At 52.7% G+C, this 16683-nt stretch carries 20 protein-coding genes and 1 other RNA gene; 9 read left to right on the forward strand and 12 right to left on the reverse strand.

Going from position 1 to position 16683, the window contains the following annotated elements:
• Positions 1-40: 40 nt before the first annotated feature.
• From rplS to ffh, 5 genes are all read right to left on the reverse strand, one after another.
• On the reverse strand, positions 41-388 hold the full coding sequence (rplS, locus tag V1587_RS19330; RefSeq protein WP_002914145.1) for a 50S ribosomal protein L19: 348 nt from the start codon (positions 386-388) through the stop codon (positions 41-43).
• A gap of 43 nt (positions 389-431) precedes the next feature.
• A complete protein-coding gene (gene trmD, locus V1587_RS19335; RefSeq protein ID WP_008502493.1) occupies positions 432-1199 on the reverse strand; it encodes a tRNA (guanosine(37)-N1)-methyltransferase TrmD in 768 nt (255 codons plus the stop codon).
• 31 nt (positions 1200-1230) lie between these two features.
• Entirely contained in the window at positions 1231-1770 is a 540-nt protein-coding gene (gene rimM / locus V1587_RS19340; RefSeq protein WP_029741020.1) for a ribosome maturation factor RimM, read from the reverse strand.
• A 15-nt stretch (positions 1771-1785) separates the two neighbouring features.
• On the reverse strand, positions 1786-2034 hold the full coding sequence (gene rpsP, locus V1587_RS19345; RefSeq protein ID WP_003863133.1) for a 30S ribosomal protein S16: 249 nt from the start codon (positions 2032-2034) through the stop codon (positions 1786-1788).
• Positions 2035-2150: 116 nt separating this feature from the next.
• The gene (gene ffh / locus V1587_RS19350) at positions 2151-3512 is read right to left on the reverse strand and encodes a signal recognition particle protein (RefSeq protein WP_014884878.1); all 1362 of its coding nucleotides are present in this window, start codon (positions 3510-3512) and stop codon (positions 2151-2153) included.
• Positions 3513-3678: 166 nt separating this feature from the next.
• Here ffh and V1587_RS19355 point away from each other — a divergent pair, with 166 nt between their 5' ends.
• A complete protein-coding gene (locus tag V1587_RS19355; RefSeq protein WP_395314459.1) occupies positions 3679-4470 on the forward strand; it encodes an inner membrane protein YpjD in 792 nt (263 codons plus the stop codon).
• A 19-nt stretch (positions 4471-4489) separates the two neighbouring features.
• On the forward strand, positions 4490-5776 hold the full coding sequence (locus tag V1587_RS19360; RefSeq protein WP_032646908.1) for an HlyC/CorC family transporter: 1287 nt from the start codon (positions 4490-4492) through the stop codon (positions 5774-5776).
• Between the two features lie 52 nt (positions 5777-5828).
• Here V1587_RS19360 and grpE read toward each other — a convergent pair whose 3' ends face one another.
• Complete coding sequence (gene grpE, locus V1587_RS19365) at positions 5829-6422, reverse strand: nucleotide exchange factor GrpE (protein ID WP_371898005.1); 594 nt, start codon at positions 6420-6422, stop codon at positions 5829-5831.
• 122 nt (positions 6423-6544) lie between these two features.
• Between grpE and nadK the strand changes: the two genes are divergently transcribed.
• From nadK to bamE, 3 genes are all read left to right on the forward strand, one after another.
• Positions 6545-7423, forward strand: coding sequence for an NAD(+) kinase (gene nadK / locus V1587_RS19370; RefSeq protein ID WP_008502500.1), 879 nt, complete (start codon positions 6545-6547; stop codon positions 7421-7423).
• An 85-nt stretch (positions 7424-7508) separates the two neighbouring features.
• The gene (gene recN / locus V1587_RS19375) at positions 7509-9170 is read left to right on the forward strand and encodes a DNA repair protein RecN (RefSeq protein WP_371898004.1); all 1662 of its coding nucleotides are present in this window, start codon (positions 7509-7511) and stop codon (positions 9168-9170) included.
• Between the two features lie 138 nt (positions 9171-9308).
• Entirely contained in the window at positions 9309-9647 is a 339-nt protein-coding gene (gene bamE, locus V1587_RS19380; protein WP_023308883.1) for an outer membrane protein assembly factor BamE, read from the forward strand.
• A gap of 108 nt (positions 9648-9755) precedes the next feature.
• Here the strand turns inward: bamE and V1587_RS19385 are convergent, their stop codons facing one another.
• Together V1587_RS19385 and V1587_RS19390 are read right to left on the reverse strand one after the other, a co-directional pair.
• A complete protein-coding gene (locus V1587_RS19385; RefSeq protein WP_134347257.1) occupies positions 9756-10043 on the reverse strand; it encodes an RnfH family protein in 288 nt (95 codons plus the stop codon).
• Entirely contained in the window at positions 10033-10470 is a 438-nt protein-coding gene (locus V1587_RS19390) for a type II toxin-antitoxin system RatA family toxin (protein ID WP_024908332.1), read from the reverse strand. The genes V1587_RS19385 and V1587_RS19390 overlap by 11 nt, the downstream gene beginning before the upstream one ends.
• A gap of 156 nt (positions 10471-10626) precedes the next feature.
• Here V1587_RS19390 and smpB point away from each other — a divergent pair, with 156 nt between their 5' ends.
• Together smpB and ssrA are read left to right on the forward strand one after the other, a co-directional pair.
• On the forward strand, positions 10627-11109 hold the full coding sequence (gene smpB, locus V1587_RS19395) for an SsrA-binding protein SmpB (protein ID WP_008502505.1): 483 nt from the start codon (positions 10627-10629) through the stop codon (positions 11107-11109).
• An 89-nt stretch (positions 11110-11198) separates the two neighbouring features.
• Positions 11199-11562: a transfer-messenger RNA gene (gene ssrA / locus V1587_RS19400) on the forward strand.
• A gap of 141 nt (positions 11563-11703) precedes the next feature.
• On the opposite strand, the gene V1587_RS19405 is transcribed toward ssrA, so the two are convergent.
• The 3 genes from V1587_RS19405 to V1587_RS19415 all read right to left on the reverse strand — a co-directional run bounded on the left by V1587_RS19405 (position 11704) and on the right by V1587_RS19415 (position 14433).
• On the reverse strand, positions 11704-12750 hold the full coding sequence (locus V1587_RS19405; RefSeq protein ID WP_371898030.1) for a bifunctional transcriptional activator/DNA repair enzyme AdaA: 1047 nt from the start codon (positions 12748-12750) through the stop codon (positions 11704-11706).
• Positions 12734-13510: an isocitrate lyase/phosphoenolpyruvate mutase family protein gene (locus V1587_RS19410; protein WP_371898002.1), complete on the reverse strand. Its 777-nt coding sequence runs from the start codon at positions 13508-13510 to the stop codon at positions 12734-12736. The genes V1587_RS19405 and V1587_RS19410 overlap by 17 nt, the downstream gene beginning before the upstream one ends.
• A gap of 131 nt (positions 13511-13641) precedes the next feature.
• Complete coding sequence (locus tag V1587_RS19415; protein WP_371898001.1) at positions 13642-14433, reverse strand: nucleotidyltransferase domain-containing protein; 792 nt, start codon at positions 14431-14433, stop codon at positions 13642-13644.
• Between the two features lie 330 nt (positions 14434-14763).
• On the opposite strand from V1587_RS19415, the gene V1587_RS19420 reads away from it, so the two are divergent.
• Complete coding sequence (locus V1587_RS19420) at positions 14764-15567, forward strand: DUF4225 domain-containing protein (protein ID WP_371898000.1); 804 nt, start codon at positions 14764-14766, stop codon at positions 15565-15567.
• Here the strand turns inward: V1587_RS19420 and V1587_RS19425 are convergent.
• Complete coding sequence (locus V1587_RS19425) at positions 15545-15859, reverse strand: hypothetical protein (protein ID WP_371897999.1); 315 nt, start codon at positions 15857-15859, stop codon at positions 15545-15547. The genes V1587_RS19420 and V1587_RS19425 overlap by 23 nt on opposite strands.
• 402 nt (positions 15860-16261) lie before the next feature.
• On the opposite strand from V1587_RS19425, the gene V1587_RS19430 reads away from it, so the two are divergent.
• The gene (locus V1587_RS19430) at positions 16262-16618 is read left to right on the forward strand and encodes a hypothetical protein (protein ID WP_023333137.1); all 357 of its coding nucleotides are present in this window, start codon (positions 16262-16264) and stop codon (positions 16616-16618) included.
• Positions 16619-16683 lie beyond the last annotated feature (65 nt).

Consider the following 16683-nt stretch of genomic DNA (forward strand, 5'->3'; position numbering starts at 1 on the left):
TCGGCCAGCCCTTTCTAACAGGATGTCGCTTAAGCGAATCTTAGTTCAGACGCTCTTTAATACGAGCAGACTTACCAGTACGCTCACGCAGGTAGTACAGTTTAGCTTTACGTACAGCACCACGACGTTTAACAGCAATGCTGTCAACTACCGGAGAGTGAGTCTGGAAGACACGCTCAACGCCTTCGCCGTTGGAAATTTTACGAACAGTGAATGCAGAGTGCAGACCGCGGTTACGAATAGCGATAACCACGCCCTCGAATGCCTGCAGACGTTTTTTGGAACCTTCAACAACCCATACTTTCACTTCCACGGTGTCACCTGGACGGAAGGAAGGTACGTCCTGCTTCATCTGCTCTTGTTCAAGTTGCTTAATAATGTTGCTCATAATTTAATCTCTTATCCTGGGTAAACTGATATTCGGGAGCGTATTACGCATTCCCATCATGTTCATGCTGCTGTTGCGCGTGTTCGGTTTTGAACTCGGCCAGCAACTTTGCTTGCTCTTCAGTCAGAGCCAGGTTTTCCAGAAGTTCAGGTCTTCTAAGCCAGGTTCGGCCCAGCGACTGCTTCAAACGCCAGCGACGTATCTCGGCATGGTTTCCAGACAGTAACACCGCCGGTACTTCCATCCCTTCTAACACTTCAGGACGAGTATAGTGTGGACAGTCCAGCAACCCGTCGGCAAAGGAATCTTCCGTTGCCGAAGCTTCATGGCCCAGAACACCCGGAATGAACCGGGCGACGGAGTCAATCAGCGTCATTGCCGGTAACTCACCACCGCTGAGAACGTAATCGCCGATAGACCATTCTTCGTCAATCTCGGTTTGAATTACGCGCTCATCTATCCCTTCGTAGCGCCCACAGACCAGAATCAGCTTTTGATTCGTCGCCAGTTCGCTCACGCCCGCTTGATCAAGCTTGCGTCCCTGAGGTGACAGATAAATCACCTTTGCGCCTTCACCTGCCGCGGCTTTTGCTGTGTGAATGGCGTCCCGTAAGGGTTGCACCATCATTAGCATCCCCGGTCCGCCGCCGTAAGGACGATCGTCCACGGTACGGTGCCGGTCATGAGTAAAGTCACGAGGACTCCAGCTCTGGATGCTCAGCAGGCCATTCTTTACTGCCCGGCCAGTTACCCCGTAATCGGTAATCGCGCGGAACATTTCAGGAAACAGGCTAATTATGCCAATCCACATAGCGCCGTCTTTTACCGTTTATCCGGAGAATTTAAAAACCAGGATCCCAATCTACTTCAATGGTTTGAGTAGTGAGATCGACTTTCTTGATAACCTGTCCATCGAGGAACGGGACCAACCGCTCCTTGATGCCAAATGCATCTTTCAGGTTTGCCTTAATGACGAGAACGTCATTTGACCCGGTTTCCATCATATCGATGACTTTTCCCAGGCTGTAGCCTTCGGTAGTGACTACCTGGCAACCCATAAGGTCTTTCCAGTAGTAGTCGCCCTCTTCCAGCTGTGGCAACTGCGACGAATCCACGACAATTTCACAATTAGTCAGCGCATTCGCGGCATCACGATCGTCAACGCCTTTCAGCTTGATGATGATGTCCTGATTGTGGTGACGCCAGCTTTCCAGCTCGACCTCTTCCCACTTACCGCCTTTCTGGATAAACCAGGGCTGGTAATCAAAAATGCTATCAGCGTCTTCAGTGGAGGAAAACACTCTGAGCCAACCACGGATACCGTAGCAAGAACCCATTTTTCCCAATACGATCGGTTCAACAGGTGCTTTATTGCTCATCATGACCACCGTGACAGATTAAGCTGCTTTGTTTGCTGCTTTGATCAGCGTAGCAACGCGATCGGAAACAGTAGCGCCCTGGCCAACCCAGTGAGCGATACGATCCAGATCCAGACGAGTTTCTTCTTCTGCGCCAGCGGCCAGTGGGTTGAAGAAACCAACGCGCTCGATGAAGCGACCGTTGCGTGCATTACGGCTGTCAGTCACAACAACCTGGTAGAACGGACGCTTTTTAGCGCCGTGACGTGCTAAACGAATAGTTACCATAACATCCTCTTGTGTGAATAAAACAACCGGGCCCCATCGAGGAACGGAGCCCGGGTGTCATATTAAAAGCCCGAAAATTTTACTCATTTTCGGGCAAAAAGCAATCTCAAAAGCGATTAACGCCCTGGAAAACCGGGAGGCATCATCCCTTTCATCCCGCGCATCATCTTCGCCATGCCGCCTTTCTTCATTTTCTTCATCATGCGCTGCATGTCGTCAAACTGTTTCAGAAGGCGGTTAACGTCCTGCACCTGCATGCCGCAACCGGCTGCGATACGGCGTTTACGGGAACCTTTGATGATGTCCGGGTTAGCGCGCTCTTTCAGCGTCATCGAGTTGATGATTGCCTCCATACGCACCAGCACCTTGTCATCCATCTGCGCTTTCACGTTGTCAGGGATCTGGCCCATGCCCGGCAGTTTGCCCATCAGGCTGGCCATGCCGCCCATGTTTTTCATCTGACGCAGCTGCTCAAGGAAGTCGGTGAGATCGAAACCGTCGCCTTTTTTCAGCTTGCTGGCCAGCTTCTCGGCCTGCGCGCGGTCAACCTTGCTCTCGATATCTTCGATCAGCGACAGCACGTCGCCCATGCCGAGGATACGGGAGGCGATACGATCCGGGTGGAACGGCTCCAGCGCCTCGGTTTTCTCGCCCACGCCAAGGAATTTGATCGGCTTGCCGGTGATGTGACGAATCGAGAGGGCCGCACCGCCGCGGGCGTCACCGTCCACTTTGGTCAGCACCACGCCGGTTAACGGCAGCGCTTCGTTAAACGCTTTCGCGGTATTCGCCGCATCCTGACCGGTCATGGCGTCAACAACAAACAGAGTCTCTACCGGGTTGATAGAGGCATGTACCTGCTTGATCTCGTCCATCATCGCTTCGTCAACGTGCAGACGACCGGCGGTATCCACCAGCAGCACGTCGTAGAATTTCAGCTTCGCCTCTTTCAGCGCGGCGTTAACGATGTCGACAGGCTTCTGCGCCACGTCGGACGGGAAGAAATCTACGCCGACCTGCTCGGCCAGGGTTTCCAGCTGTTTGATCGCCGCCGGGCGATAGACGTCCGCAGAGACCACCAGCACTTTCTTCTTGTGCTTTTCGCGCAGGAATTTACCGAGCTTACCGACGCTGGTGGTTTTACCCGCACCCTGCAGGCCCGCCATCAGCACCACGGCCGGTGGCTGAGCGGCCAGGTTAAGCACCTGGTTCTCTTCGCCCATCGCCGAAACCAGTTCATTACGAACGATTTTGACGAACTCCTGACCCGGGGTCAGGCTCTTGTTAACTTCATGACCAACCGCTTTCTCTTTAACGCGGTTGATAAAATCACGAACAACCGGCAACGCGACGTCAGCTTCCAGCAGCGCCATGCGCACTTCGCGCAGCGTTTCCTTGATGTTCTCTTCAGTAAGGCGTCCGCGGCCGCTGATGTTGCGCAGCGTGCGCGACAAACGATCGGTTAAATTATCAAACATTGTCTCTCGCCTGAGTAGAAACGTTGGGCCGCCATGGGCGACACATACACAGAATTTTGCCGGAGTATAACATGAAGGCGCCTTTGTTGTTATGCAACGGTTGGAGCAGGCGTCACGTAACGTTATACTGCTTCTCTTTCTTATTAAGACAACTGTCGATGCCTATATGCCTGTTTTCGCACTGATCGCCCTTGTTGCCTACTCTGTCAGCCTCGCGCTGATCATTCCCGGACTGCTGCAAAAAAACAGCGGCTGGCGGCGCATGGCTATTCTCTCGGCGGTGATCGCACTGATTAGCCACGCCTTTGCGCTGGAATCACGCATCATCCCCGGCGACGGCAGCGTGCAAAACCTGAGCGTCCTCAACGTCGGCTCGCTGGTCAGCCTGATGATCTGTACGGTAATGACCATCGTCGCGTCTAAAAATCGCGGCTGGCTGCTGCTGCCGATTGTCTACACCTTCGCGCTGATCAATCTGGCCCTCGCCACCTTTATGCCTAATGAATTCATTACGCATCTGGAGGCCACCCAGGGGATGCTGGTGCATATCGGCCTGTCGCTCTTTGCCTACGCGACGCTGATCATCGCCGCGCTTTACGCCATGCAGCTCGCCTGGATTGACTACCAGCTGAAAAACAAAAAGCTGGCGTTTAACCACGAGATGCCGCCGCTGATGGTCATTGAGCGTAAGATGTTCCACATCACCCAGGTGGGCGTGGTGCTGCTGACGCTGACGCTCTGCACGGGCCTGTTTTACATGAAGAACCTGTTCAGCGTGGAGAATATTGATAAAGCAGTGCTCTCCATCATCGCGTGGTTTGTCTATATTGTCCTGTTATGGGGCCATTATCATGAAGGCTGGCGCGGTCGTCGCGTGGTCTGGTTCAACGTCGCGGGTGCGGGCATTCTCACCCTTGCCTATTTTGGCAGCCGCTTCATACAGCAATTTGCTGGCTAAGTAACAAAAGGAGTTCCCCCTGGAACACATCTCTACCACCACGCTGATCGTTACGCTGATCGTCATGGTGGTCATCTCCGCCTATTTCTCCGGCTCGGAAACCGGCATGATGACCTTAAACCGCTACCGGTTACGGCATCGTGCTAAACAGGGTAACCGCGCCGCCCGTCGCGTTGAAAAGCTGCTTCGCAAGCCGGATCGCCTGATAAGCCTGGTGCTCATCGGCAACAACCTCGTCAACATTCTGGCCTCTGCCCTCGGCACCATCGTCGGGATGCGCCTGTACGGCAACGCCGGGGTAGCGATTGCCACCGGCGTGCTGACGTTCGTGGTGCTGGTGTTTGCCGAAGTGCTGCCGAAAACCATCGCCGCGCTTTACCCGGAGAAGGTCGCTTACCCGAGCAGCTTCCTGCTGGCACCGCTGCAGATCCTGATGATGCCGCTGGTCTGGCTGCTGAACATGGTGACGCGCGTCCTGATGCGGATGGTGGGGATCAAAGCCGATGTCACCATCAGCAGCGCGCTCAGCAAAGAAGAGCTGCGCACCATCGTGCATGAATCCCGCTCGCAGATCTCCCGGCGCAATCAGGACATGCTCCTGTCGGTGCTGGATCTGGAAAAGGTGAGCGTGAATGACATCATGGTGCCGCGTAACGAAATCGTCGGTATCGACATCAACGACGACTGGAAAGCCATCGTTCGCCAGCTGACGCACTCCCCGCACGGGCGGATTGTGCTGTACCGCGACTCGCTGGATGACGCCATCAGCATGCTCCGCGTGCGCGAAGCCTACCGTCTGATGACCGAGAAAAAAGAGTTTACCAAAGAGGTGATGCTGCGCGCCGCCGACGAAATTTACTACGTGCCGGAAGGAACGCCGCTCAGCACGCAGCTGGTGAAATTCCAGCGCAACAAGAAGAAGGTCGGCCTGGTGGTCAACGAGTACGGCGATATCCAGGGGCTGGTGACGGTCGAAGATATTCTGGAAGAGATTGTCGGGGACTTTACCACCTCAATGTCGCCTTCCCTCGCGGAAGAGGTTACCCCGCAAAACGACGGCTCGGTGCTGATTGACGGTAGCGCGAACATTCGTGAACTCAACAAAGCCTTTAACTGGCATTTGCCGGAAGATGAGGCTCGGACCATTAACGGGATGATTCTGGAAGCGCTGGAAGAGATCCCGGCGGCGGGCACGCGGGTGCGCATTGAGCAGTACGATATTGATATCCTGGACGTGCAGGACAATATGATTAAGCAGGTGAAAGTCCTGCCCGTTAAACCCCTGCGCGAAAGCATCGCGGAGTAAGGCTGTAGGCCGGGTGAGGCGAACGCCGCCACCCGGCACTACGGATAGCGAATTACGCTTTCGCTTTCGCCACGGTCACCATCGCCGCGCGAATGGTACGGCCGTTCAGGGTGTAACCTTTCTGCATCACGCCCAGCACTTTACCGGCTTCCACCTCTTCTGACTCCACCATCGCAATCGCCTGGTGAACGTTTGGATCCAGCGGAACGTTGGTTTCGGCAATCACTTCCACGCCAAACTTACGCACCACGTCGAGCATGGATTTCAGCGTCAGTTCGATACCTTCGATCATTGCGGCGTTGTCTGGATTCGCTTTGTCAGCCACTTCCAGCGCGCGATCGAGGCTATCAATCACCGGCAGCAGTTCGTTGACGAATTTCTCCAGCGCAAATTTATGCGCCTTCTCTACGTCCTGCTCGGTACGGCGACGCAGGTTTTCCATTTCCGCCTTGATGCGCAGAACACCATCGCGTTCGCGATTCTGTGCTTCTACCAGCTGGGCTTCCAGATTCGCAATTTTTTCATCGCGCGGGTCCACCTGCTCAGCAGATGCGTCTGGCTCTACAGCCTCAACTTCATCGTGCTGTTCCGTGATAATTTCTTCAGGGGCTTGCCCCTCAGGCGTTTTCTGTTCTTTACTACTCATGAATTTCTCCGCGTTTTTCTGCATTCATCTCGCTAACTTCGCTTATTATGGGGATCAGTTTCCGGGATTCAAGGGAACAAGACAGATTGTCATCATTCATCAGGCACAAGGACCTCCAGAAAATGAATAATCATTTCAGGTGTATTGGGATCGTCGGGCATCCGCGTCACCCTACCGCACTAACGACACATGAAATGTTGTATCGCTGGTTGTGTAGCAAAGGCTATGAAGTGATGGTCGAGCAGCAGATTGCTCAGGAGCTGCAGCTGAAGAGCGTCAAAACCGGCACGCTGGCGGAGATAGGCCAACAGGCCGATCTCGCAGTGGTAGTGGGCGGCGACGGCAACATGCTCGGCGCGGCCCGCACGCTGGCGCGCTATGACATTAAGGTTATTGGCATCAACCGTGGCAATCTCGGTTTTTTAACCGACCTCGACCCGGACAATGCGCAACAGCAGCTGGCAGACGTGCTGGAAGGCCACTATATAAGTGAAAAACGCTTTTTACTGGAAGCGCAGGTGTGCCAGCAGGACTGCCAGAAGCGCATCAGCACCGCGATTAACGAGGTGGTCCTTCACCCCGGTAAAGTGGCGCACATGATCGAGTTCGAAGTCTATATCGACGAAATCTTTGCCTTCTCCCAGCGTTCTGACGGACTGATTATCTCCACCCCGACCGGCTCAACTGCATACTCGCTTTCTGCCGGCGGCCCGATCCTTACGCCTTCGCTGGATGCCATCACCCTGGTGCCGATGTTCCCGCACACGCTCTCCGCCCGCCCGCTGGTCATCAACGGCGACAGCACGATACGTCTGCGCTTCTCGCACCGCCGTAACGACCTGGAGATCAGCTGCGACAGCCAGATAGCGCTGCCGATCCAGGAAGGTGAAGATGTTCTTATTCGCCGGTGTGATTACCACCTGAATTTGATTCATCCGAAAGATTACAGCTATTTCAACACATTGAGCTCGAAGCTTGGCTGGTCAAAAAAATTGTTCTGATTTTGCATCCAGTACTTTACTGTATAAAAAACCAGTTTATACTGTATGAAAACACAGTTATGGTTTTTCATACAGGAAAACAATTATGCTGGCACAACTGACCATCAGCAACTTTGCCATTGTTCGTGAGCTTGAGATCGATTTCCACAGCGGCATGACGGCGATCACCGGGGAAACCGGTGCGGGTAAATCCATTGCCATTGATGCCCTCGGCTTGTGCCTTGGCGGCCGCGCAGAAGGCGACATGGTGCGCATGGGCGCAAACCGTGCCGACCTGTGCGCCCGTTTCTCCCTGAAAGACACCCCTGCCGCCCAGCGCTGGCTGGAGCAGAACCAGCTCGAAGATGGACGTGAGTGTTTACTACGCCGCGTGATCAGCAGCGACGGTCGTTCACGTGGCTTTATCAACGGTACGGCGGTTCCGCTCTCCCAGCTTCGCGAACTCGGCCAGCTGCTTATCCAGATCCACGGCCAGCACGCGCATCAGCAACTCGTCAAACCTGAACAGCAGAAAGCGCTGCTGGATGGCTATGCGGGTGAGTACGCGCTTACTCAGCTTATGGCAGAGCACTATCGCCAGTGGCATCAGAGCTGCCGTGAACTTGCGCAGCACCAGCAGCAAAGCCAGGAGCGCGCTGCACGTGCGGAGCTGCTGGCGTACCAGCTTAAAGAGCTAAACGAATTCAACCCGCAGCCGGGTGAGTTTGAGCAAATCGACGAAGAGTACAAGCGCCTGGCGAACAGCGGCCACCTGCTCTCCACCAGCCAGAATGCGCTCAACCTGCTGGCGGATGGCGAAGACGTGAATCTGCAAGGCCAGCTTTATAACGTCCGCCAGCTGATTACCGAACTGGTCGGCATGGACAGCAAGCTTTCTGGCGTTCTGGATATGCTGGAAGAAGCGGCGATTCAGATCTCCGAAGCCAGTGACGAACTGCGCCACTACTGTGAGCGTCTGGATCTCGACCCTAACCGTCTGTTTGAGCTGGAGCAGCGTATCTCCCGTCAGATTTCACTGGCGCGCAAGCACCACGTCACGCCGGAAGAGCTGCCGGGCTACTATCAGGCTCTGCTGGAAGAACAGCAACAGCTTGACGATCAGGCTGACTCGCAGGAAACCCTCTCTCTGGCGGTGAATCTGCACCATGAACAGGCGCTGGCGACAGCACAAAAGCTGCATGAAATCCGTCAGCATTACGCCCAGGAGCTAAGCCAGCACATCACCGACAGCATGCACACGCTGGCGATGCCGCACGGTGTATTCACCATTGATGTCCGCTTTGAAGAGAACCACCTGACGGCGGAAGGTGCGGACCGCATCGAGTTCCGCGTCACTACCAACCCGGGGCAGCCGCTGCAGGCTATCTCCAAAGTGGCCTCCGGCGGTGAACTGTCGCGTATTGCGCTGGCGATTCAGGTGATCACCGCGCGTAAAATGGAAACACCGGCGCTGATTTTCGATGAAGTGGATGTCGGCATCAGCGGCCCAACGGCGGCGGTGGTGGGTAAACTGCTGCGCCAGCTCGGCGAATCAACGCAGGTGATGTGTGTCACCCACCTGCCGCAGGTTGCGGGCTGTGGTCATCATCACTTTATCGTCAGCAAAGAAACCGACGGTGAAATGACCGAAACGCACATGAAGCCGCTGGATAAACGTGCGCGTCTGCAGGAGCTGGCACGCCTGCTCGGCGGCAGCGAAGTCACGCGTAACACGCTCGCGAACGCGAAAGAACTGCTGGCGGCATAAACTTTTTCGGGATCTCAGGGTCATACAGAACAACAAAAACGCCGCCAGACCGGTTTCAAAGTGGGGCAAGGTCTATTATCATCGGCATATTACATATGAGCCGCGTTCTGCTCGGGCCCGAAAAGGAATCAAATCACTATGCGTTGTAAAATGCTGACCGCTGCCGCAGCGGTTCTTCTGATGTTGACCGCAGGCTGTTCCACTCTGGAGAAAGTGGTTTACCGTCCTGACATCAACCAGGGGAACTACCTTACCCCTAACGATGTGTCCAAAATCCGCGTTGGGATGACACAACAGCAGGTCGCTTATACACTGGGAACCCCGATGATGTCCGATCCGTTCGGCACTAACACCTGGTTCTATGTATTCCGTCAAAAGCCGGGCCACGAAGATGCGACCCAGCAGACCCTGACGCTGACCTTCAGCAGCGCCGGTGTGTTGACCAACATCGACAACAAGCCTGCCCTGACCAAATAATCAGAAGTCAGAAATGCAAAAAGGTGCTCATTGAGCACCTTTTTTGTATCTGAATTCTTACGCAGAATCGTAGCCCCGGTTAGCGAAGCGCCACCGGGGGAGAAAGAGCTACTTACCCGCTTTCTCCGCACGCTGACGACGCAGCTCTTTCGGGTCGGCAATCAGCGGACGATAAATCTCCACCCGGTCACCCTCTTTCAGCACATCACCCAGCTTCACCGGACGGCTGTAAATCCCGACCTTGTTCTTCGCCAGGTCGATATCGCTGCGAAGCTCAAGTATGCCGGACGCGCGGATAGCCGCCTCAACGGTCGCACCCTCTTCCAGCATCACGCGCTGCAGATACTGCTTCTCCGGCAGCGCGTACACCACTTCTACAGCAATTTTATGCGACACTGTAAACCTCTTTGGCGCGAGTGGTGAACGCCTGAACCATATTCGACGCCAGCTCTTTAAAGATGCGGCCAAACGCCAGCTCAATCAGCTTATTGGTAAATTCAAAGTCCAGCTGGAACTCGATGCGACAGGCGTCAGCGCTCAGCGGTGTAAACTTCCAGCCCCCCATCAGGGTTTTAAACGGACCATCCACCAGATGCATCAAAATACTCTGATTGCTGGTCAGCGTATTGCGGGTGGTGAACGTCTTGCTGATCCCCGCTTTGGAGACATCCACCGCCGCGGTCATCTGCGTCGGACCGGACTCCAGAACGCGGCTCCCGGTGCATCCCGGAATAAATTCTGGATAAGACTGAACATCGTTCACTAACTGATACATTTGTTCCGCGCTGTAAGGCACAAGCGCAGTACGGCTAATCTGAGGCATAGCATTTCCCATGGTCACACAACGGACAAATAATAACATTTATCACCTGTTAAAAAAACGCTAAGCCTCATCTCGTGCTAAGATAGCGCGTTAGACCTCACGGGACGCAATGAGGTGACTTTTTGAAATCAGATTACCGACGGCTTTACGACACTTATGACGAAGAAAAAAGCACATAAACCAGGCTCGGCGACCATTGCGCTCAACAAGCGTGCTCGCCACGAGTATTTTATTGAAGAAGAATTCGAAGCTGGCCTTGCGTTGCAGGGCTGGGAAGTAAAATCGCTGCGCGCCGGGAAAGCCAACATCGGCGATAGCTACGTGATCCTGAAAGATGGCGAAGCCTTCCTGTTCGGCGCGAACTTTACGCCGCTAACCGTCGCCTCTTCACACTACGTGTGTGACCCAACGCGCACGCGCAAATTGCTGCTGAACAAGCGTGAGCTGGAATCCCTCTACGGACGCATCAACCGTGAAGGTTTCACCGTGGTCGCCCTGTCGCTGTACTGGAAAAACGCCTGGTGCAAAGTGAAAGTTGGCGTCGCGAAGGGTAAAAAACAGCACGACAAACGTACAGACCTGAAAGAGCGCGAGTGGCAGTTGGACAAAGCGCGCATTATGAAAAACGCAGGACGTTGATTCTGCACACTTATTGTACTATTCAATAAGTTAGCGTTCCGGGCTGGTATCCAGGAAGTGAAATCTGGTATACTCAGTTCAACACTATTGGGGCTGATTCTGGATTCGACGGGATTTGCGAAACCCAAGGTGCATGCCGAGGGGCGGTTTGCCTCGTTAAAAGCCGCAAAAAAATAGTCGCAAACGACGAAAACTACGCTTTAGCAGCTTAATAACCTGCTCTGAGCCCTCTCTCCCTAGCTTCCGCTCTTAAGACGGGGATCAAAGAGAGGTCAAACCCAAAAGAGATCGCGTGGAAGCCCTGCCTGGGGTTGAAGCGTTAAAACTAATCAGGCTAGTTCGTTAGTGGCGTGTCTGTCCGCAGCTGGCGTGCGAATGTAAAGACAAACTAAGCATGTAGTACCGAGGATGTAGAAATTTCGGACGCGGGTTCAACTCCCGCCAGCTCCACCAAAATTCTCCATCGGTGATTACCAGAGTCATCCGATGAAGTCCTAAGAGCCCGCACGGCGCAAGCCCTGCGGGCTTTTTTGTGCCCTCAATTTCTCCCGGGAAGTCCATAAAATCTCCCGGCGACACAGCAACATCACGCCATTAAACATTGTTTCTCTCATGCTCAATAAGCCATTCTTTGCGTGAAATCCCCCCTCCGTAACCTGTCATCGCGCCATCTTTTCCAATTATCCTGTGACAGGGGATCACAATCGCAATCCGGTTGGCACCGTTAGCTGCAGCGACGGCGCGCACAGCATTGGGCTTATTAAGCCGTAGTGAAATGGCCTGATAATGTGAGGTCTGTCCATAGGGAACAGCACGCAATGCATGCCAGACGGATTGTAGAAAATCACTGCCCGGAGCATCTAAAGCGAGATCAAACTGTCGGCGCGTTCCGGCAAAATATTCGCCGATCTCTTTTACCGTCTGCCGGGTATGGCTGTTTTCTCCGGTGACAATTCTGGCGTTAAATAAACGCTGGATATCGCGAAATTCTGTTTCTAGCATCCGGCGATCGGTAAACTCCAGCAGACAGACTCCCCGCTCTGTCGCGCAGACAAACATCGGACCAAGCGTCGTGGTAAACCGGTGAATGACTATCACCTGGGTTGCCTGAGTCGGCGCTGCGCCAGTAAGACGCTTGTAGGTATAACCAAACCCGCTCAAGGATTCATAGCCATTGTCCAGCGCAACATCAGTCGCCGCGCGCCCACGTTTCAGCTCCTGCAGGGCAACGTTCACCCGCTGCATTCGCTGGAAAGCCTGAAAAGTGATGCCATGATGTTGCAGGAACCAGCGCCTTACCCGCTCCGGGCTGATGCCATGCTGACGAAGCTCCGCGTCTGCTACACGGGATTTGATATCGCGCCTGACAAGCGCAAGCGCCTGCTCAACGAATAATGGCGCGCTGTGCGCATTTTCAGCGGGCCTGCAGACCTTACAGGGACGAAAGCCGTCCGCCAGGGCAGATTTGGCATCTTTATAAAATTCGACATTTTCGCGTTTGGGCTTTCGCGCCCGGCATACCGAAATGCAGAATACGCCAGTGGTTTTGACGCCAACAAAAAACACGCCAGTATATTCTGAAGCACGTTCAAGTAATGCCTGATACCAGATATCGCATAAATTCTTATCGGTTATTTTCATCACCAAAAAGTCCTTCAAACGTCTGACGAGATCGGATCGCATGCATGATATCAGTCAGCGTTGACTGCATCGCAGAATGAACAAAATTGCCCATTGAAATGCGGCTTACCCCGGCCCGTTTCAGCCTGTCGAATGAAGGAAGATCGGGCATACACATGACATTCAGGGGCAGACCCGCTGCCTCTGCAATGAGGCTGATGTCTTTCTCTGACGTCAGGCAGGGAACAAAAAGGCCGTCAGCACCTGCGGCTTTATAGCGTTGACCCCGTGATATCGTCTCCTGCAACGCGTCTTCATGTCCGAGCAGGTACGTGTCAGTCCGGATGTTCAGAAACAGGCTGTAATTTTCGCTTCTCAGCGTATCGCACACTGTTCTCAGGTTACGGGAAAAATCAGAGGCATCGTCAAGCTGACGAACCCCGTTTATGACTCGGCTGTCTTCGAGGTTAACGCCTGCAATGCCTGTCTGAGCAAGGCGCCGCAGATTGCCTGCTATCTCTTCGGCTGAATCACCATACCCTGCTTCCATGTCAACGCTCAATGGCAGGCTGTTGGCAGCCCGGATCCGGGTGACCATATAAAACAACTCATCAAACGGCATTCCCTGCCCGTCGTCATATCCCAGTGTGGACGCTATAGCTGCACTGGACGTTCCCAGAACCTGATAGCCTGCTTTTTGCGCTGCGGCAGCACTGGCGGCATCCCAGACGTTGGCAATAAGAAGAGGCTCATGCTGATAGTGGCGTTCTGCAAAGTTCATATTCATATCCTCTCGATAGATTGAAAATGAATCTAAGCACTCAGGAAGAACCTCACAACCGAAATTCAGACGACCATTTTTTAGCAAACGTCGTCTGAACATGGGTGCGGAACAGACCAAACCTTTTAAGGTCAGGTTCTGGCTTCGAGCATGGCAATAACCGCCCAACGTGCCGCATCGTCTGCGATATTTTCCGGCAGCGCATCAGCCCGCAGAGTGATATAAGCATCAACAGCCTTTCTGATGGCCATGCTAACGGAATCACGATCGTGCGTTGCCAGCGTCGAAGTCAGCAGGGCATCAGGATCAATGCTGAGGAATTCGATGCGGCGAACCCCACGTTGCGGTAGATTTGCTCGACGGTATAGCATCGGCCCCAGCACTTGCTCCCGGAAGAATGCCAGCATGCCTATCGCTTCAAAGAGTTCTCCCCTTTCCAGCTTCACGACCGCGTAATGAAGCCAGATCCAGGCTCGGGACTCAAACCACTCCGGCGTCATGTTGGGCCAGTGAGCGCTAAATTTTGCCAGCTGGCGCTCCAGAGCCTGGTTATCACGGGTAAATAACACCGCTGGCTCCTCAACGCGTTGAGTGAGCATTTCGAGGGTGACAAATTTCAGATCGACATGAAGAAGTTCGGGGCCATACAGGCAGATAAGCAGACGAGGCTCTCCCACATGTTCCCCGGTGAAAGCATGGAGCAGGTGACCCAGTGTTCCGGCGAACACAATACGCTGAGCCATGATTTCGTCATAATAGAGAGGGTCTACCACAACGACAAAATCGAGATCGGAGTATTTATCGAACCCGCCATGAACAAGCGAGCCGCCAGCGAGAAGGGAGTGAATCCGCGAATCAGCCTGAAATTTAAGCTTGAGTTGCTCTGCAAAACTTCTGTGTAAATCGGGTAACGTACTAAGCATACTTTTTCCTGTTCACAAAAAAGACAAAGCATTACAGAGTATCGCGCTGTTTATAGGCAGGCCAGATATTTTTTGCAGGAACAATAATGTCCTGAGAGGGTTCTCCCGATGCGTTATATTGCCCTGTAAATTCGGAGACATTTCTGACCATCGTCGATTACTCGGATATCTGACTAACATAGTCGTACCAGTAAAGGCAACAAAGCAGTCCTTATGAGATTATGACACGGCCCTCTGCGTAGCCCTTGCTCTGCAAGAACGTATGCAAACGAGTAAACATTGTTATATGCTTTTGGCCGGTGCTGGCATAACGCGTTCATGAGGATATATATGGACATCTCACTGCTTACAGGACAACAGACAAACGCATGGTCAGCGACCATGATTAATCTGGAAGCACGTAAACTCATTAATACTGCAAATAGGGTAGCTGCTGACCATCTCAAGGATGGGCTCACCAGAATTCAGTTTATGGAAGACATTAAGTCTTTTATCACTGAGCAATTTTCTCTTGCCCGCAGAGCGAAATCCGACGAAGAAGGAATTTCCTATATAAAAAATCTCAGGGCAGAGAACGAAAATCTTCTTGAACAAGATCGCCTGCTCAGAACGAAAGCAGCGCAGCTTTATGCAAGGGTTGAGTTCATTAAGGAAAACAATAAAGTTGTTGGCTATGTCATTTCCGCTGTACAGGTTGTTTTTGCTGGGTTACAAGCCGCAGGTGGATTACTCCTTGCGAGCTCGATGACGCCTGTCGGTGTGTTGTTAGGTGCCACACTGGTGATTGATGCGGCTAATACCGTATCCAGAGAAGTGAATAATCAATTACTGAACAAACCTGATTCACAGGGATTTGTCGCTGACACAGCAATATCGGTTGCAGAGTTTATGGGATTTCGCGGTGAGACTGGTCTGGCTGCGTATAAAACGGTAAGCCTTGCTGCAAATGCGTACGGCGTATTCGGCTTACTTCGCAAACCGGGTTCCTGGCGTCTTTTTTATTTTATGCGCTCTGATTTTTACAGAAAAATGGACTCTATGAGTCGGCCAAAACTCACCATGAAAATCATCGGATATGGCATAAACGCAAAAATTGTTTTTGACTTGCTGTCTATTGATAATAATCCCGCTTAAAACGCCAGGCTTTATACGTTAATTTGAGGGGAGTCATCCAACAGAAGATACCAAAGATAAACACTACAGCAATGCCTGATGAGATGATATTCTCTCGGGAAGCAAAGCATACCGCCAGGATGAACAGAACCGTAAGTACGACGGAAAGAATGATTGTCCCTTTAAACCGATTTGAAAGCGCAGGAAGCAAAATATCCAGCGTCGAATGCTGAGTATCCACATAACGTTTAAGCTTTTGCAGCTCTTCTTTTGTGAAACCCGACCTAAGCAACGCTTCTTCTGTTATCGCCATGACATTCCTCTCCTTCTAATCAGAGCCAGTATATCGTGATCTTTGCAAAAAAAAACCGACCAACGGGCCAGTAGTTGATATTGTTAACCCCCTGACATTGACAAATATCAACACCCTCTCCCTCCCTCCTGTGCAAAATTACCCACACCACCCAGCGCTACGGAATAGCCGCTCAACCCGGAAGGAATCCCATCATGTACAGACCCATAACCGTCATAATATTCATTCTCCTGACCCTCGCCGCCCTCGCGGAAATAGGCTTTTTATCCTTTGGATAATCCTCAGGCGAAATACCTCACATCAGGGCACATTGATCTCATTACAGTTTTTTCCTAAAGCCATCCCGCTTCGCCTGTGCCATGCTGAATCACGCTCATAACCGAAACGTTAAATGAGGATATTATGAAAAAAACAATTATCGCATTATCTGCCGTTCTGCTGGCTTCTCCAGTATTTGCTGCGACCACACATGCAACTGACGATACCGTCGCTGCGGCGAACGCAAACGCCAACGAGGCGAAGCAAAAACTGCACGAAGAGCAGAACAAAGGTGAAGAGCTGAAGCTGAAACAGAAGCATGCAGCGGAAGGCAAGAGCGAGAGCCTGGGCAGCAAAGTGAGCGAAGATTCCCAGAAAGCCTGGCATAAAACCAAAGAAGGCACCGAGAAAGGGTGGGATGCCACCAAAGAAGGCGCTGAGAAAGGCTGGAACAAAACCAAAGAAGGTGCCAGCGAGCTGGAAAAGAAAGTCACTGAGTAAGTATTTATGCTCACAAAAAGGTCGCGCTTGCGGCCTTTTTTATTTCTTCGAATATAATTAGCACC

This window comes from Enterobacter sp. ECC-249, assembly GCF_043965265.1.
Lineage (GTDB): Bacteria > Pseudomonadota > Gammaproteobacteria > Enterobacterales > Enterobacteriaceae > Enterobacter > Enterobacter quasiroggenkampii.

Excerpts from the sequence above, each read along its gene's own strand:
- trmD (WP_008502493.1), bottom strand. The coding sequence starts at position 1,199 with ATGTGGATTGGCATAATTAGCCTGTTTCCTGAAATGTTCCGCGCGATT.
- grpE (WP_371898005.1), bottom strand. The coding sequence starts at position 6,422 with ATGAGTAGTAAAGAACAGAAAACGCCTGAGGGGCAAGCCCCTGAAGAA.
- V1587_RS19355 (WP_395314459.1), top strand. The coding sequence starts at position 3,679 with ATGCCTGTTTTCGCACTGATCGCCCTTGTTGCCTACTCTGTCAGCCTC.
- bamE (WP_023308883.1), top strand. The coding sequence starts at position 9,309 with ATGCGTTGTAAAATGCTGACCGCTGCCGCAGCGGTTCTTCTGATGTTG.
- V1587_RS19405 (WP_371898030.1), bottom strand. The coding sequence starts at position 12,750 with ATGAAAATAACCGATAAGAATTTATGCGATATCTGGTATCAGGCATTA.
- recN (WP_371898004.1), top strand. The coding sequence starts at position 7,509 with ATGCTGGCACAACTGACCATCAGCAACTTTGCCATTGTTCGTGAGCTT.
- nadK (WP_008502500.1), top strand. The coding sequence starts at position 6,545 with ATGAATAATCATTTCAGGTGTATTGGGATCGTCGGGCATCCGCGTCAC.
- V1587_RS19420 (WP_371898000.1), top strand. The coding sequence starts at position 14,764 with ATGGACATCTCACTGCTTACAGGACAACAGACAAACGCATGGTCAGCG.
- ffh (WP_014884878.1), bottom strand. The coding sequence starts at position 3,512 with ATGTTTGATAATTTAACCGATCGTTTGTCGCGCACGCTGCGCAACATC.
- V1587_RS19425 (WP_371897999.1), bottom strand. The coding sequence starts at position 15,859 with ATGGCGATAACAGAAGAAGCGTTGCTTAGGTCGGGTTTCACAAAAGAA.
- V1587_RS19415 (WP_371898001.1), bottom strand. The coding sequence starts at position 14,433 with ATGCTTAGTACGTTACCCGATTTACACAGAAGTTTTGCAGAGCAACTC.
- smpB (WP_008502505.1), top strand. The coding sequence starts at position 10,627 with ATGACGAAGAAAAAAGCACATAAACCAGGCTCGGCGACCATTGCGCTC.
- rpsP (WP_003863133.1), bottom strand. The coding sequence starts at position 2,034 with ATGGTAACTATTCGTTTAGCACGTCACGGCGCTAAAAAGCGTCCGTTC.
- rimM (WP_029741020.1), bottom strand. The coding sequence starts at position 1,770 with ATGATGAGCAATAAAGCACCTGTTGAACCGATCGTATTGGGAAAAATG.
- rplS (WP_002914145.1), bottom strand. The coding sequence starts at position 388 with ATGAGCAACATTATTAAGCAACTTGAACAAGAGCAGATGAAGCAGGAC.
- V1587_RS19410 (WP_371898002.1), bottom strand. The coding sequence starts at position 13,510 with ATGAACTTTGCAGAACGCCACTATCAGCATGAGCCTCTTCTTATTGCC.
- V1587_RS19430 (WP_023333137.1), top strand. The coding sequence starts at position 16,262 with ATGAAAAAAACAATTATCGCATTATCTGCCGTTCTGCTGGCTTCTCCA.
- V1587_RS19390 (WP_024908332.1), bottom strand. The coding sequence starts at position 10,470 with ATGCCTCAGATTAGCCGTACTGCGCTTGTGCCTTACAGCGCGGAACAA.